Origin of the sequence: Cohnella phaseoli (assembly GCF_003386235.1) — a bacterium.
GTDB lineage: Bacteria > Bacillota > Bacilli > Paenibacillales > Paenibacillaceae > Cohnella > Cohnella phaseoli.
Genome location: NZ_QRDZ01000001.1, coordinates 353,147 through 367,949 on the forward strand (window position 1 = coordinate 353,147; position 14,803 = coordinate 367,949).

A 14,803-nucleotide genomic window follows, 5' to 3' on the forward strand; every position below is an offset into this window, starting at 1 on the left:
GTTGGATTGTCCGGGAGCCATTAGAATAAGAGAGAATAGAAGACAATCAGGGGGAACCGCGAATGAGTACGGAGAGAGAATGGATTCAATTATGGACCGAGAACGCTCCGGGAGCGCAGGGCGGCGGAGACGAGGATGTTCCGGCGCTTCAAGCCTATCCGGTGCAGGAGAAGGGAAGAGGGGCGGTTATCGTCGTTCCCGGAGGAGGATACGGCATGCGTGCCGACCATGAAGGGGAGCCGATCGCCCTGTGGTTGAACGATGTAGGGATTCCCGCATTCGTGCTGCGCTACCGGGTCGCTCCGTATCGCCATCCGAGCCCGCTAACCGACGTGCAAAGGGCAATCCGCTATGTGCGACACCATGCCGGGCAATGGGGGATCAATCCGGCCAGAATCGCCGTGCTCGGATTTTCGGCGGGCGGTCATTTGACCGCATCGGCAGGGACGCTTTACGATAGCGGCAATCCGGATGCGACCGACCCGATTGATCGCGAGAGCTGCAGACCGGATGCATTCATCCCTTGTTATCCGGTCATTACGATGAAGCTTCCTCACGTACACGAGGGCTCCCGGCTGAATCTGCTCGGCGATAATCCCGATCAGGCTCTGGTGGAATCGCTTAGCTGCGAGACGCGGGTTACGCCGGACACGCCCCCCGCTTTCATCTGGCACACAGCGGACGATGAAGTCGTTCCGGTCGAAAACGCGCTGCTGCTTGCCGGAGCGCTGAGCCGGAATAAAGTGCCTTACGAGCTGCATGTCTATGAATCGGGAAGACACGGACTGGGGCTTTCCGAGGGAGACCCGCACGTGGCGACGTGGACGGACTTGTGCGGCACTTGGCTGACTAAGCGAGGCTGGTAGCGGAAGTTGTCAAGAGCTCGGCGACGCCGCAGCCAATCGCGATAAGATAGGAGCTTTGACATGTTATTCGTCTGGATCGCGTTATGGGCGGTTGCGCTGATTTTGCTGCTCGCAGATCCGCGTTCCGCCGTAAATCGCAGGCTGAGCGCGGTCGCCTTATGCGGAGGAGCGGGAGCTCTTGCGGCGACGCTTTCGGAAACTTTTATCCCGTATATTCACGAGTATCGTCCCCATGTCGGTCTGGAGAATACGCTGTACTCCGTGCAGGCGGCCGCTTCTTTGACCTCCTATTACGGTTTGCCGTATTTTTTTCTGTTGTTCGCTTTGGCCTATCGACCCGTCCGACTGCAGGGAGTATTGCGTTGGAGCATCCCACTGCTTTTGCTACTGCCTGTCGCGTATTGTCTCGCTTTCACGCCGCCATACAATGAAGTTCGACCGATCTCCCATTCGCTCGTTGTCTGGTGGGCCGTGCCTTATTTTCTGCTTGCAGCCGTGATCGTCCTGTTCAAAAAAACAGGTTATCGTTCGCTGTCCCACACGCATTGGACCATCTGTCTGGCGGTGCTGCCCACTGTGCTGATGTCGATGGTGATGAGCTACGTGCTTCCGAGTCTGGGCATGCTGCGGATGTGGCGATATAACGTGTGGTTCGTAGGGATTGGCGTCGCGGTGTTTCTGATCGGGCTGTTTACTTACGGCTTTCTCGGGATGAGGCTGCTCGTCGACAGGCGGCGGCTCGATTCCACGCTGCGAGCGGTTACCTCCGGGACGGCGATTCTTCACCATGCGATCAAGAACGATGTCGGGAAAATGCGGCTTTTTACCGAGAAAATGAAGAGCTACGCAGAGTCGACGAATCAGCCGGAATTAGTGGAGGATCTTGGGGTCGTGCAGGCGGCTTCGAGCCATATCCAAGAGATGATCTCCCGAGTGCATCGGCGTACGGAGGATCTGGAGATTCGGCCGCAGGACGTCAGGCTGGACGAGCTTGTTCGCGAGACGATTAAGCCGCTCGTTCCGCGTCTTGGACAGGTTCGATTGGAGCTTGATCTGGCGGAAGGCTGGCGCTGCCTGATCGATCCGGCGCAGACGGGCGAGGCGCTTGGCAACGTCGTCTCCAATGCGCTGGAAGCGATGAACGGGCGAGGCGTGCTAGTTGTAGCGTTGAAGGAAGGCAAGCGGGAGCTTACGCTTGAGGTGCGCGACTCGGGGCCGGGAATGAGCAGAGCCCAGGCGGTGCGTGCGCTGGAGCCGTTTTATACGACGAAGGGCGGAATGGGCGGATTCGGGTTAGGATTGCCTTACGCCTACCATGTCGTGCGCAAGCACGGAGGAGCGCTTCATCTTCGCAGTAAGGCGGGCGAGGGGACGAGCGTGTATATGGTCTTTCCGAAGAAGCGCGTTCAGGCGGTTAAAGCTTCTTCTATATCTTCGCTTTCGTCGTCTTTGTCGGTATCCCGTTCGATCAGGGAGTTTCGGGAGGAAGGCTAACCGCTCCGGGATGGGCTTAGTTATCCCTTACACTCAGATGTAGTGCGGATGTAAGGATTGTAGGTTGAGAAAAAATGACGATGAGGAGGCGCGGGGGCATGGACGCGATTAAAGTGGGGATTGTGGAGGATGACAAGGATTGGCTTCGCGGTCTGCGCGCCTATCTGGAGAAACAACCCGACATCGAAGTCGTATTTGCCTCGGACGATAAGGTCGAGACGAGGGAGGCGCTTGCTTCTGGTCGGCTGGAAGTGGACGTCGTGCTGATGGACATTATGCTTCATGGGGAGCCGGAGGGCGTACAGTTGGCGGAGGAAGTGACGGCGGCTACCGGAGCGCGGGTCGTCATGCTCACCTCTATGGAAGAGAAGGAGCTGATTTTCCGCTCCTTCCAGGCGGGAGCGATCGACTATCAGATTAAGAGCGATTTTGAGGCGCTACCGAATGCCGTCCGCGCCGCTGCTCGGCGCGAAGCTCCCATCAGCCCGGCGGCTGCGGAACGGATGCGCGAGGAATTCCGCAGATTGAAGCAGCTTGAACGGGAATTCGAAAAGAAAAAGCTGCAGGACCTGATCACTCCCTCCGAGCTGGAATTGCTGAAGCTGATCGACAAGGGCTACACCCAAACCGAGATTGCCAACAGGCTCGTTCTGTCAATTCGAACGATCAAAAACCACGTCAACCACATCCTGAAAAAGCTCGGCTCCAAAGGATCAAAGGAGGCCGCTCGCGAGGCTAAGGAGAAGGGTTTGTTTTAACTCGCCAGCCCGTTCCTTCTCCTAGTAGCGCGTACGTGCTTGATGTCTCCAATCCGTTCGCTTCCACCAGAATAGAACCGCCACACGCGCTTAAAGCCACCATCATTTCCGTTTCCCACGCAATAGAACCGCCACACGTGCTTAATGCCGCCAGCCTACCCATTAGTTTGCGACAAGGTACCAAACAAAGTTGGTACTTTTTTTTGCGTGTGGATTTTCTAGAATGAAGTTGTAACAACTAACACACAATTTCCAAATAAACCCTTCGGAAATGAGGATGGCGAATATGGCTGCAATGGTTTTCGAACCTTACACGGCGGGGCACGCACTGGGGCTCGCGATGGCGGCGGCGATCATTGGCGGCATAATACTGTTCCGCAAACGGCTGAACACTCCCCGTGCGAACCGCGGCGCCAGATATGCTCTTGTCGCGATCCTGATTGGCTGCGAGCTGGCGCTGCAAGCATGGTACGGGGTTACGCAAAATTGGGGCCTGCATTCCTTGCCCCTCCAGTTATGCAGCGTCATGATGTGGCTGTCGGCGATCGTGCTGCTCACGCGAAGTCGCAAGCTGTACGAGGTGACGTTTTTTATCGGCATTCTCGGCGCGCTGCAAGCGCTGCTGACGCCCAATCTGGATGCAGGATATCCGGAGTTCCGCTTTTTTCATTTCTTCATCGCCCACGGCGCGATTATCGGAGCGAGCGTGTTCCTGACCTCGATTGAGGGCTATCGTCCGACAATAGCATCGGTATTCCGGGCGCTCGGCTGGCTTCACGTCATCGCGATTCCCGCCGCTATCGCCAACGCGCTGACGGGAGAAAACTTTATGTTTCTTGCCCGTAAGCCCAGCACGCCTTCTTTGCTCGATCTGCTCGCGCCATGGCCGTGGTACTTGTTGCAACTTGAACTCGTTGCGCTCGCGTTATGTTTTCTCATGCTGGGCGTCGTAAGGCTTATCGATCGTTTGCTCCAAATCCGCGCCGACAAGGCGCCCCAATCCTAGGAGGCTGATGAAGATGGATATGCTCCTTCGCAAGCACTGGACTTCCCTGCTCGGCGTGCTGTTTGTATTGGCCGCATTCATAACGCTCTTCAAATATTCCATAGAGCAAGGCTGGATTACCGACGGCATGAAGATTGCCGCAGGCTTGCTCAGCGGCGCAGGTCTGTGCATCGCCGGACAGGCGATGACCGGACGCGGATCCAAATGGGCTTCGGGCGTACAGATCGCCATCGGCTTGGGCGCCTGTTTGCTCTATGCGACGTTCGCGTTCGCCGGCGTTTACTATCGGCTATGGAACCCGATGACCGTTCTCATCGGGATGACTGCGGTCACGGCTGGCGTCTCGTTCTATGCCTACCGCTTCGATTCGCGGCTGTTGATGAACATCGCCCTGGCCGGCGGCCTGCTCTCTCCGCTGATGATGCAGCCGGCAACGGACCAGGTGTTTACCCTGTTTCTCTATTTGTTCGTATTGAACTCGGCCTTCTTCTTCCTGAGCATTGCGAAAGGGTGGAGCGAGCTGCGAATAGGCGCATTTGTCGGTACATGGATCATCTATGCGGCGTATTACGTACACTTCGATCCGCCTACAGACGGGCTGTGGAGTATGCCTCTTCGCTACGCAGTCGCCGCCTTCGTCTTTTACCTGGTTGGTTTGCTGGTCGCTTCGTGGCGGAACAATCGCTGCTTCGACGGCTGGAACCTGTATATGACTTTGGCTAACGGGGTATTGTTCGGTACATGGTCGATCTTCATTCTGAATGGGGAGCTTCATTACGCATACGTGTTGTCGCTGATCGGGTTATGCTATCTTGTCTCAGGCGCCATCGTGCTCCAGCTCACGCGGCGTTTCCAATCGGCATCCGCCAGTCAATTGATCGGAGGAGGGGCGCTGCTGCTGCTTGCATTCTCCAATCTCGGAAGCGGCATGGACGTTAAGCCGATCGTTAACGTGTTTTTCTGGGGCGGAATCGCGGCAGCGCTGGCAATGCTGGGACATCGTAAAAAATACGGAGTCGCGAGTTTGGCGGCAATCGCTGTCTGGACCGTCGTCGGCGTCTACTGGTTTCTCGTGACCTGGGATGCGCCAAGAGGAGACTGGTTCGGCACATTCATTCCTTTTCTGAACTGGGGAGCGCTGTCCTGGGTGCTGCTTGCATTCGTCGGCTTCTACTTGTCCGTTACGGGAATTTGTTTCAGAATGACGAAGGAAACGACCTCGTTTCTGTCGAATTTGTTCGCAGTGCTCTCTCATCTCATCGTAGGCGGCCTGTTGACCGTGCAGATTGAAAACGTATTTCTCGTCTACGCCGAGGATGCTCCGAACCGGTTGGTGCAGCTGTCGCTGAGCGTATCTTGGGGCGTTTATGCGCTGTTGCTCACTTTATGGGGCACCGTCGCCCGCCAGCAGCTGTTCCGCATTTTCGGCGCCGTCGTATTGCTGCTCGTTGCCGGTAAGGCGATTTTCCTGGACCTGGAAGGGGAAGAGACGTTATACAAGTGCGCAGTGCTGCTTGTGCTGGGAGGCATCTCCTTCTTGATTACGTGGATTAACGGTAAGAAACGGGAGCAAAAAGGAGAGCCGGAATCCGTGCCTGCCGATCCGGAAATGTGAATCGTTTTACATTCCAAAGCGGCGAAAATATGGTATATTCTTTTTTATACGCAAGGCAACAGGAGGGAACATCTGTGGAAACAGAAGCGCTGCTCAAGGTAGAGCAATTGGCTCTCAAAAAATCCCGAGTCTACGAGCAGAGCCTGCTTCGTTACATCGCCCGTTCCATGCTGGCCAGTATGTTCATCGGTTTCGGCGTTATCGTCGCCTTTAAGACGGGGAGCTATTTTTACAACGTGGAATCCCCGTTTACCTACCCGATGGCGGCGATAACGTTCGGCTGCGCGATCATTCTGATTTCCTACGGCGGCGGCGATTTGTTTACGGGCAACACGTTCTACTACAGCTACGCGGCTCTGCGCCGCAAAATGACCTGGAAGAGGACGGTCAAGCTGTGGGGGCTCAGTTACTTTGGCAATATTCTCGGAGCGGCGGCGTTTGCATTGCTTATTTTTACGACAGGGCTGTTCGAGGAATCGTCGGTCAACGGATTTCTGCTCAGCGTCGTGGAGAAGAAGATGCACGCACCGGCAATGGAACTGTTTTTCCGCGCGATTCTGTGTAACTGGCTCGTCTGTCTGGCGTTTTTCGTGCCGATGTTCATGCAGTCGGACGGAGCGAAAATGTTCGCGATGATGCTGTTCGTCTTCTGCTTCTTCATCTCGGGCTACGAGCACAGCATCGCTAATATGTGTACGTTCGCGATCGCGCTTGTGTTGAACCATCCGGGGACGATTTCCTGGTACGGGGTGGCGCACAACCTGATCCCGGTCACGCTAGGGAATATGATCGGCGGGGGATTGCTGCTGGGCTACATGTATTACTACGTTAACAAACCTTATTTGGACAAATAGAGAAAATCGGAGGCTACACACAGTATGGCTGAAAACGGTATGGCTAAAAAGACAAGAGTGGTTATTATCGGAGCGGGAGCGGTCGGATCGACGACGGCGTACACGCTGCTGTTAAGAAATCGGATGGATGAGCTCGTGCTGATCGACGCCAATCATAAGAAAGCCGTCGGGGATGCGCTCGATATGAATCACGGCATGCCGTTCCTCGGCGGAGCCAAGGTATGGGCAGGTACATATGAGGATTGCAGAGAAGCCGACGTTATTATCATTACAGCGGGAGCGGCGCAGCGCGAAGGAGAGACTCGCGTCGATCTGCTTAAGCGCAACGTCGCTATTTTCGATAGCATTGTTACGGAAGTGCTCAAGGTTAACTCTCACGGCATTTTGCTGATTGCATCGAATCCGGTCGATATTATGAGTTATTTCTCTTGGAAAAAATCGCAGTGGCCGGTGAATCGGGTTATCGGTTCGGGTACTCTGCTCGACAGCGCCCGGTTCCGCTATTTGATCGGCGACAAGCTCGACATCGACCCTCGCAGCGTGCATGCGCACATCATCGGCGAGCACGGCGATTCCGAGCTTCCGCTCTGGAGTCTCGCGAACGTTGCCGGGGCGGAAGTGAAGTTGAACGACGCCGAGCGGGAAGAAGTATTCGTTAATACGCGCGACGCGGCTTACCAGATCATTAGCGCCAAAGGGGCGACCTATTACGCGATCGCTCTCGCGCTTGATCGTATCTGTACCGCTATTTTGCGCGACGAAGGCGCCGTGCTGAACGTTTCGACGCTGTTGAACGACTATCACGGGGTATCCGACGTCTATCTGGGCGTTCCTTGCGTCGTGGATCGCTCCGGCGTGCGCGAAGTGATGGATATCCCGATTACCGCAGAGGAGAAAGAACTGCTTCACCGTTCAGCCGACAAGCTCAAAGGGCTGATCGAGTCGATCCAGTAAGGAGGACTAGCGGCGATGCAACTGCAAAAAGGACAGAAACTGCTGTTTATCGGAGATTCGATTACGGATTGCGAACGGGCCAGACCCGATGGGGAAGGGCTGTTCGGGGCGCTGGGCAAAGGTTATGTGTCCTTGGTCGACGCGTTCCTGCAGGCGGTATACCCGGAGCTTGGCATTCGCGTCGTCAATATGGGCTGCAGCGGGAACAACGTCGTCCATCTGGAGGAAAGATGGCAGGAGGACGTGCTGGATCGGAAGCCGGACTGGCTGTCGATCATGATCGGCACGAACGACGTTTGGCGGCAGTACGACATGCCGTTCATCAAGGAAAGCCACGTCTACCCGGATCGTTACGAAGCGACGCTGCGCGCTTTGGTAGAGCGGACGAAGCCGCACGTAAGCCAGCTTGTGCTGATGACGCCGTTTTATCTGGAGAGCAACAAGCAGGATGCGATGCGCAGCTCGATGGATCAGTACGGCGCGATCGTAAAGCAAGTGGCGGAGGAGACGGGCGCTCTGTTCGTTGACACGCAGCTTGCGTTCGACGCTGTACTGAAGGAGCTGTATGCGGCGACCCTGGCTTGGGATCGCGTTCATCCGACGCAAGCCGGTCATGTCGTGCTCGCCAGAGCGTTCCTGAACGCTGTTGGTTTTGATTGGAATAAGGGGTAAGAACATAAGTAATGGGCTGTCTTATAAGCAGAACTGCTTGAGATGGATCGATAGACAAAGTAAGGGGGATGTACCTTCTGTAGACTGCCTCATACGCTCCTGAAATCACCTTACCACGGGTTAGCCTATTCAGGTTTCAGGAGCGTATAGCATCGGAAGGAGGTACATCCCCCTTGCATCTTGTTCATCGATTATCTTTCACAGCAGTTTGAAGCGCTTATGGGACAGCCCATTTAAGGTTTATTCCTGATTCAGCCCGAATCGCTCCAGGTGAAGGAAGAGCTTTTCTTTAATCAGAATTTCCTTCTGCTTCGCGCCCAGCAAGTCGAAATGCGGGAACATCGACCGGGCGTGGATATACTTCGGGTTTAAGCCGTTGTCGCGGCACCACTTGGCCAGCCGCTCGTAATCGGCGTTGCCGACTTTAGTGACGGTACGAAATTGCGGAAACCTCGGATCGTACCAATAATGCGTTAGGAACGCGGTTTCCCCGCGGGAGACGGCGGCCTTCCACGCGTTCAATTCCGCCCTGTCGATGCCGAAAGCCACTTCACTTCATCTCCTGTCCGTGTTAGATTAGTTTAATCATACTTTATCAAGCTGCCAATGGGAATTGGCGGTTTGGCAGCATGGAAAGGCAGACTCGGCACAGTGGACATTTTATTGCACATTTTATGGAACAATGTACTTCCTTTGTCGCTTGTTATCGGTTTGGGGATTGTGCTGCACCGCATTTTTTCGCTTGATATCAGGACGCTGTCCAAATTGAACTTTTACTTGTTCTCGCCGGCGATCATGTTCGAGCTGCTATACGGAACGGCCATCTCCATGCAAATGTTCGGACAGGTGCTGCTCTTCTTCGTGTTGTTCATGCTGCTGCAATACGCGGTGCTAGAGGTCGTCGTGAGAGTTCGCAAGTACAAGGGCGGCATGCGCGCAGCGATGAGAAACAGCGTGCTGTTCTACAACAGCGCCAATTACGGCATTCCGATCAATCAGCTTGCGTTTGCGGGCAATACGTACACGCTGTCGGTGCAGATTATCATCATGATGATGCAGTCGCTCATTCCGAACACGTACGGCATCTACAGCGTTAATGCGCACAAAGCGGATTGGCGCGCCATTCGCAAAGTGATTTTGTCGATGCCGGTCATCTACGTCATTCCGTTGGCGTTGCTGCTGAGAGGCTTGCAAGTTCCGCTTCCCGGATTTGTAGACATCTCGGTCGGTTACTTGTCGGATGCTTTCATCGGCATGGCGCTATTTACTTTGGGGGTTCAACTCGGCGATATGAAGGGTTTTCTGACCCGCAAGCTGGCGGCGGACGTCGGCATCGCCACAGGGCTGCGCCTGATCGCCGGACCGCTGTTGGCCTGGGGAGTCGTCGTAATACTGGGCATCGACGAGCTGATGGGCGCCGCGCTGATCGTCTCTTCGGCTGTCCCGACATCGCTGTCCAGCGTGCTGCTGGCCGTCGAGTTCGACAACGAGAAGGACTTTGCCTCGCAGAGCGTGCTCGTGTCCACGGCGCTCAGCATCGTTACGGTGACGGCGGTTATCTATTTGCTGCGGATATGAGATGTGCGGTTGCAATCCTTGTTGTGCCATATTTTGCTGATTATCTACTGGAGCGGCGCATGCCGCTCTTTTTTTGTCGTTTGCATGCCAAACAACCTGTCTGAACCCGGCAAAGCGATCCCATTCGAAATGCAATGGGCTTCACTTCATTCGTCTATCTAGTAGACTCAGAGTTAAATCAGAAACCAATTTCAAGCCTAGGAGTGAAGTTCATTCACAGTCAACATGTTACAATGAACCAAGAAGGCGATTATAATCGGAATGGAGCGAATCTCTGTTGAGCACAGTGAGAATCGGTATAGTCGGTCTAGGGAACATGGGCAAGGGCCATGCGCAATATTTGATTGAAGGTCAAGTTAAAGGGGCGGTTCTAGCGGCGGTTAGCGATGTGCGCCCGGAAAGTCTGGAGCTGGCCAAGCAAACGTGGGGAGATCAGCTTCTAACGTATGCAAGCGCTTCAGAGATGTTCCGATCGGGAGAGATTGACGGCGTGCTGATCTGTACGCCGCATTACGACCACCCGAAAATGACAATCGAAGCGCTGGAGGCGGGACTGCACGTACTGGTGGAAAAGCCGGCAGGCGTCTACACGAAACAGGTACGGGAGATGAACGAGGTCGCGGCGAAGAGCGGCAAGGTGTTCGGCATTATGTACAATCAGCGCACCAATCCGCTGTATGCGAAGCTGAAGGAACTGATTTCGTCGGGTGAGTTGGGAGAGGTGCGCCGCACGAACTGGATTATTACGAACTGGTATCGTCCGCAAGCGTATTACAATTCCGGAGGCTGGCGAGCGACTTGGGCCGGCGAAGGCGGCGGCGTGCTGATCAACCAGGACCCGCACCAGCTCGACCTGTGGCAGTGGACGACCGGACTGATGCCGAAGCGCATTCGCGCGTTCTGCGGCTTCGGCAAGCATCGGAGCATCGAGGTGGAGAACGACGTGACGGCTTACGTCGAGTACGAAAACGGAGCGACAGGCGTATTCGTCACTTCGACGTACGAATGCCCGGGCACGAACCGCTTCGAGATTTCCGGCGATCGCGGCAAAATCGTCATCGAGAACGACCGGATGACGTTCTGGCGTCTCAGACAGCTCGAATCCGAGTTTAATCGGACGAATACGGAATCGTTCGCGCAGCCGGAATGCTGGCAGTTCGACATTCCGATCACGCCGGGAGGAGCGCAGCATAAGGAGATTACTCAGGATTGGACAAATGCGATTTTGCACGGCAAGCCGTTGCTCGCTCCGGGCGAAGAAGGCATTAAAGGGCTCACGATCTCGAATGCGATGCTGCTGTCTACATGGATCGATGACTGGGTGGAGCTGCCTATTAACGAGGATCTGTTTTACGAGAAGCTGCAGGAGCGGATCGCGTTATCGACGGTCTCCTCCGGACAAGGAGAATCGCGATGAGCAACGCTAACGGAATGAATTATGCGCCGCAAGGCAAACCGCGGCCAGTCGTCACCGATGGTGAGTTCGTCTTCGCGGCGATGGCGCTGAACCACGGCCACATCTACGGGATGTGCAACGGTCTGATCGAGGCGGGGGCGACGCTCAAATGGGTATACGATCCCGATCCGGACAAGGTCCGCCAATTCGTGGAGACCTACCCGCAAGCGAAGGTCGCCGACTCCGAGCAGCAGATTTTGCAGGACCCGGAGGTGGCGCTGATTGCGGCCGCGGCCATCGCGTGCGACAGGGGACCGCTCGGCGTGAAAGCGATGGAGCACGGCAAAGATTATTTTACCGACAAAACGCCGTTCACGACGCTGGAGCAATTGGAGCTCGCGAAGCGGACGGCGACGAAGACGGGGCGGAAATATGCGGTGTACTACAGCGAACGGCTGCACGTGGAAAGCGCGGTGTTCGCGGGACAACTAATTGCGGACGGAGCGATCGGAAGGGTCGTGCAGGTGCTCGGGCTCGGACCGCACCGGCTGAACGCCGCCCAGAGGCCGGCATGGTTTTTTGAAAAAGCCAAGTACGGCGGTATTTTGTGCGATATCGGCAGCCATCAGATCGAGCAGTTTCTGCATTTTGCCGGCTGCACGAACGCCGAAGTGCTGCACAGCAAGGTGGCGAACTACAACTGCAAGGCGTACCCCGAGCTTGAGGATTACGGAGATGCGACGCTCGTCGGGGATAACGGGGCGACGAACTATTTTCGCGTAGACTGGCTCACGCCTGACGGGTTGTCGACCTGGGGAGACGGCCGTACGGTTATTCTCGGTACAAACGGGTATATCGAGCTGCGCAAATATGTCGATATCGCCCGCAGCAGCCAAGGGGATCATCTGTACCTGGTCAACGGCGAAGGCGAGGCGCACATGGAGCTGGCGGGAAAAGTCGGCTTTCCGTTTTTCGGAGAGCTCATTCTGGACTGCATCAACCGGACGGAAAAAGCGATGACGCAGGCCCACGCCTTCAAAGCGGCTGAGCTGTGTCTGCTAGCCCAGGCGAAAGCGGTTAAAATTGAGTAGTCAGCGATAGGAGGACGTACGAATGATGAAGCTTTCTGTATTCACGGTGGCGACGCCGGAGCTTGGTCCGGAGGAACTTGCCGCGGCGGCCAAAGAAGCGGGACTGCACGGCGTGGAGTGGCGATATACGGAAGTGCCGGAGGAGGTGCGGGAGCAAGCGCCGTCCTTCTGGGGAAATAACCGCTGCACGATCTCTCCCTCGAAAGGCTTGGCCGAGGTCGATAGATTCAAGCAGGCGGCGCTGTCGCACGGTCTTGAGGTAGTGAGCGTCACGCCGTATTTGCGCGCGGGCGATTTGCAGGCGACAGAGCGCGTATTGGAGGCGGCGCGCCACGCCGGAGCTTCGATGATCCGGCTGGGCGTTGCCGGATACGACCGCAGCAGGCCGCTCGACGAGCTGCTGGAGGAAGGGCGGGCCTACTTGCAAGAGGCGCAGCAATTATGCCGCAAGTATGGCGTAAAGGGAGTCGTGGAAATTCATCACGGCACGATTGCGGCTTCGGCTTCGGGAGCAAGGCGGCTGGTCGAAGGGCTGGATCCGCAGTGGGTCGGGGTGCTGCTGGATCCGGGTAATATGATTCACGAGGGCGTTGAGAATTATCGCATGGCTGTAGAGCTGCTCGGCCCTTATCTGGCGCACGTACATGTCAAGAACGCCGGCTGGCGCCGCATCGAAACGAACGAAGCGGGAGAAGCGGTCTGGAAATGCGAGTGGGTCGGCTTGAAGGAAGGGGCCGTACCGTGGCGCCAAGTGCTGTCCGATCTGCTGGCGGCCGGTTATGACGGCTATTTGGGCGTCGAGGATTTCAGCGGACAGTTCGCCGAATCTCCGGCCATGCTCCGCCACTTCTCCGAATACATCGGAGGGCTGCTGCGGGAGCTGAGCCCGAATGTTTGATTTTTCTTACCGTTCGACAGGAGCGTTCGATCCGGTATTTCATTCGCATCCCTTTTACGAGGTGTATTACTTTCACGAAGGCAGATGCAATTACCTGATCGGAGACCGCATCTACAATCTGGCTCCCGGGGATCTCATTCTCATGTACGGAATGACGCTCCACTGTCCGAAAATCGATTCGTCCGTGCCTTACATTCGTTCTATCGTGCATTTCGACCCGGCGATCCTCCGGTTTTATACGGAGCTGCCACAGGCGGTCCCGATCCTGCAGCCGTTCGAGCAGTTCAAGAATTATCGGCTGTGCTTGCGGGGGACGGACAAGGAGGAGGCGGAGCGGATTCTGCTGCTCATGCGCGACCATCAAGCCCGGGGAGACCAGGTAGGCTCCAGCCGTCTGCTGCTGGCTTTCATCGATCTGCTGCACTTCGTCTATGATCGCTGCCAGACGCAGCTGAACGAGAAGAGAGAGCTGCCTTCCGACAAGGAGAAGACGGTGCAGGATATCGTAGCGTTGCTGGAGCGAAAGTATACGGACGACGAACTGGACATGGAGAGCCTGCAGCGGGAGCTTCATCTGAGCAAATCTTATTTGGCGAAAATATTCAAGGAAGTGACCGGAGCGACGATCTTCGAGTACGTGTACCGCAAGCGGATCAACGAAGCGAAAATTTTGTTTCTGCTGCAGCCGGAGCTGGCTGTGACGGAGGTCGGTTTTCGCCTCGGCTTTAAACATCTCGCGCACTTCAGCAGACTGTTTAAGCAGCAGGTCGGCGTGACGCCGGAGCGGTACAAGAGACAGCTTAAGGACGATCGTTCCGGGCTTCCGGCGACGGGGGTGCAGCATGAATCTGTTTGATTTAAAAGGCAAAACGGCGGTAGTCATCGGCGGCTCTTCCACTCTTGGAGGCGTGATGTCCGAAGCGCTGGCGGCATACGGCGCCAAGGTGGCGCTAACGGGGCGCAAGGCGGATAACGCGGAGCCAATTCGCGAGCGTATCGCGGCGGCCGGCGGTCAGGCGCGCTGCTACGGGGTCGAAGCGACCTCCCGCAGCGATCTGGAGAAGCTGCTTGCCGAGGTGGAGGCGTGGACCGGAGGAGCGGATATTTTGCTGAACTGCCCCGGCGTGAACAGCGCAACGCCGTTCTTCGACATTACGGAAGAGGAATGGGACCGCATAATCGACGTGAATGCCAAGAGCGTGATGATCGCCTGCCAGGTGTTCGGCAAGCATATGGTCGAACGGGGCCAAGGGGGCAGCATCATTAATTTGTCATCGGCTTCGTCCGTTACGCCGCTGTCACGGGTGTTCTCGTATTCGGCCTCCAAGGCTGCCGTCAACAATATGACGCAGTTTCTGGCGCGTGAATTCGCTCCTGCCGGCGTGCGAGTGAATGCGATCGTACCGGGCTTCTTCCCGGCCGTGCAGAATCGGGCGATTTTGTCGGAGGAAAGGATCGCTTCGATTATGGGACATACGCCGATGAAGCGCTTTGGCGAGCCGGCGGAGCTGCAGGGGGCTGTTGTGTATTTGGCGTCGGAGCGCGCGTCCGGCTTTGTGACCGGCTCGCTGCTGCGCGTTGACGGCGGTTTTGGTGCGATGACGATCTAACGTAGATGAGA

15 protein-coding genes are annotated in these 14,803 nt (G+C 56.1%); 14 read left to right on the forward strand and 1 reads right to left on the reverse strand.

The window, feature by feature from the left end; genetic code table 11:
- Nucleotides 1-62: 62 nt before the first annotated feature.
- The 8 genes from DFP98_RS01460 (at nt 63) to DFP98_RS01495 (ending at nt 8,219) form a co-directional block, all read left to right on the forward strand.
- Nucleotides 63-866 carry an alpha/beta hydrolase gene (locus tag DFP98_RS01460; protein ID WP_116058774.1) on the forward strand — a complete coding sequence of 268 codons (804 nt, stop codon included), beginning with the start codon at nt 63-65 and terminating at the stop codon, nt 864-866.
- Nucleotides 867-926: 60 nt separating this feature from the next.
- A complete protein-coding gene (locus tag DFP98_RS01465; RefSeq protein ID WP_116058775.1) occupies nt 927-2,360 on the forward strand; it encodes a sensor histidine kinase in 1,434 nt (477 codons plus the stop codon).
- 98 nt (nt 2,361-2,458) lie between these two features.
- Nucleotides 2,459-3,118, forward strand: a complete 660-nt coding sequence (locus DFP98_RS01470; RefSeq protein WP_116058776.1) for a response regulator transcription factor — start codon at nt 2,459-2,461, stop codon at nt 3,116-3,118.
- A gap of 286 nt (nt 3,119-3,404) precedes the next feature.
- Nucleotides 3,405-4,124, forward strand: coding sequence for a YwaF family protein (locus tag DFP98_RS01475; RefSeq protein ID WP_181917423.1), 720 nt, complete (start codon nt 3,405-3,407; stop codon nt 4,122-4,124).
- Nucleotides 4,125-4,137: 13 nt separating this feature from the next.
- On the forward strand, nt 4,138-5,739 hold the full coding sequence (locus DFP98_RS01480) for a DUF2339 domain-containing protein (RefSeq protein ID WP_181917424.1): 1,602 nt from the start codon (nt 4,138-4,140) through the stop codon (nt 5,737-5,739).
- Between the two features lie 74 nt (nt 5,740-5,813).
- Complete coding sequence (locus DFP98_RS01485; RefSeq protein WP_116058779.1) at nt 5,814-6,593, forward strand: formate/nitrite transporter family protein; 780 nt, start codon at nt 5,814-5,816, stop codon at nt 6,591-6,593.
- Nucleotides 6,594-6,617: 24 nt separating this feature from the next.
- Nucleotides 6,618-7,547 (forward strand): L-lactate dehydrogenase, encoded by a 930-nt coding sequence (locus DFP98_RS01490; RefSeq protein WP_425455500.1) that lies wholly within the window; start codon nt 6,618-6,620, stop codon nt 7,545-7,547.
- A 15-nt stretch (nt 7,548-7,562) separates the two neighbouring features.
- On the forward strand, nt 7,563-8,219 hold the full coding sequence (locus DFP98_RS01495; RefSeq protein ID WP_116058780.1) for an SGNH/GDSL hydrolase family protein: 657 nt from the start codon (nt 7,563-7,565) through the stop codon (nt 8,217-8,219).
- Between the two features lie 240 nt (nt 8,220-8,459).
- Here the strand turns inward: DFP98_RS01495 and DFP98_RS01500 are convergent, their stop codons facing one another.
- Nucleotides 8,460-8,768 carry a hypothetical protein gene (locus DFP98_RS01500; protein WP_116058781.1) on the reverse strand — a complete coding sequence of 103 codons (309 nt, stop codon included), beginning with the start codon at nt 8,766-8,768 and terminating at the stop codon, nt 8,460-8,462.
- A 102-nt stretch (nt 8,769-8,870) separates the two neighbouring features.
- Between DFP98_RS01500 and DFP98_RS01505 the strand changes: the two genes are divergently transcribed.
- The 6 genes from DFP98_RS01505 to DFP98_RS01530 all read left to right on the forward strand — a co-directional run bounded on the left by DFP98_RS01505 (nt 8,871) and on the right by DFP98_RS01530 (nt 14,792).
- A complete protein-coding gene (locus tag DFP98_RS01505; protein ID WP_116058933.1) occupies nt 8,871-9,797 on the forward strand; it encodes an AEC family transporter in 927 nt (308 codons plus the stop codon).
- A gap of 277 nt (nt 9,798-10,074) precedes the next feature.
- Complete coding sequence (locus tag DFP98_RS01510) at nt 10,075-11,214, forward strand: Gfo/Idh/MocA family protein (RefSeq protein ID WP_116058782.1); 1,140 nt, start codon at nt 10,075-10,077, stop codon at nt 11,212-11,214.
- Nucleotides 11,211-12,284 (forward strand): Gfo/Idh/MocA family protein, encoded by a 1,074-nt coding sequence (locus DFP98_RS01515; protein WP_116058783.1) that lies wholly within the window; start codon nt 11,211-11,213, stop codon nt 12,282-12,284. Before DFP98_RS01510 ends, DFP98_RS01515 begins: the two co-directional genes overlap by 4 nt.
- Before the next feature lie 25 nt (nt 12,285-12,309).
- Entirely contained in the window at nt 12,310-13,182 is an 873-nt protein-coding gene (locus DFP98_RS01520) for a sugar phosphate isomerase/epimerase family protein (protein ID WP_116058934.1), read from the forward strand.
- On the forward strand, nt 13,175-14,038 hold the full coding sequence (locus tag DFP98_RS01525) for a helix-turn-helix transcriptional regulator (RefSeq protein WP_116058784.1): 864 nt from the start codon (nt 13,175-13,177) through the stop codon (nt 14,036-14,038). Before DFP98_RS01520 ends, DFP98_RS01525 begins: the two co-directional genes overlap by 8 nt.
- Nucleotides 14,025-14,792 (forward strand): SDR family oxidoreductase, encoded by a 768-nt coding sequence (locus DFP98_RS01530; RefSeq protein ID WP_116058785.1) that lies wholly within the window; start codon nt 14,025-14,027, stop codon nt 14,790-14,792. The genes DFP98_RS01525 and DFP98_RS01530 overlap by 14 nt, the downstream gene beginning before the upstream one ends.
- Nucleotides 14,793-14,803 lie beyond the last annotated feature (11 nt).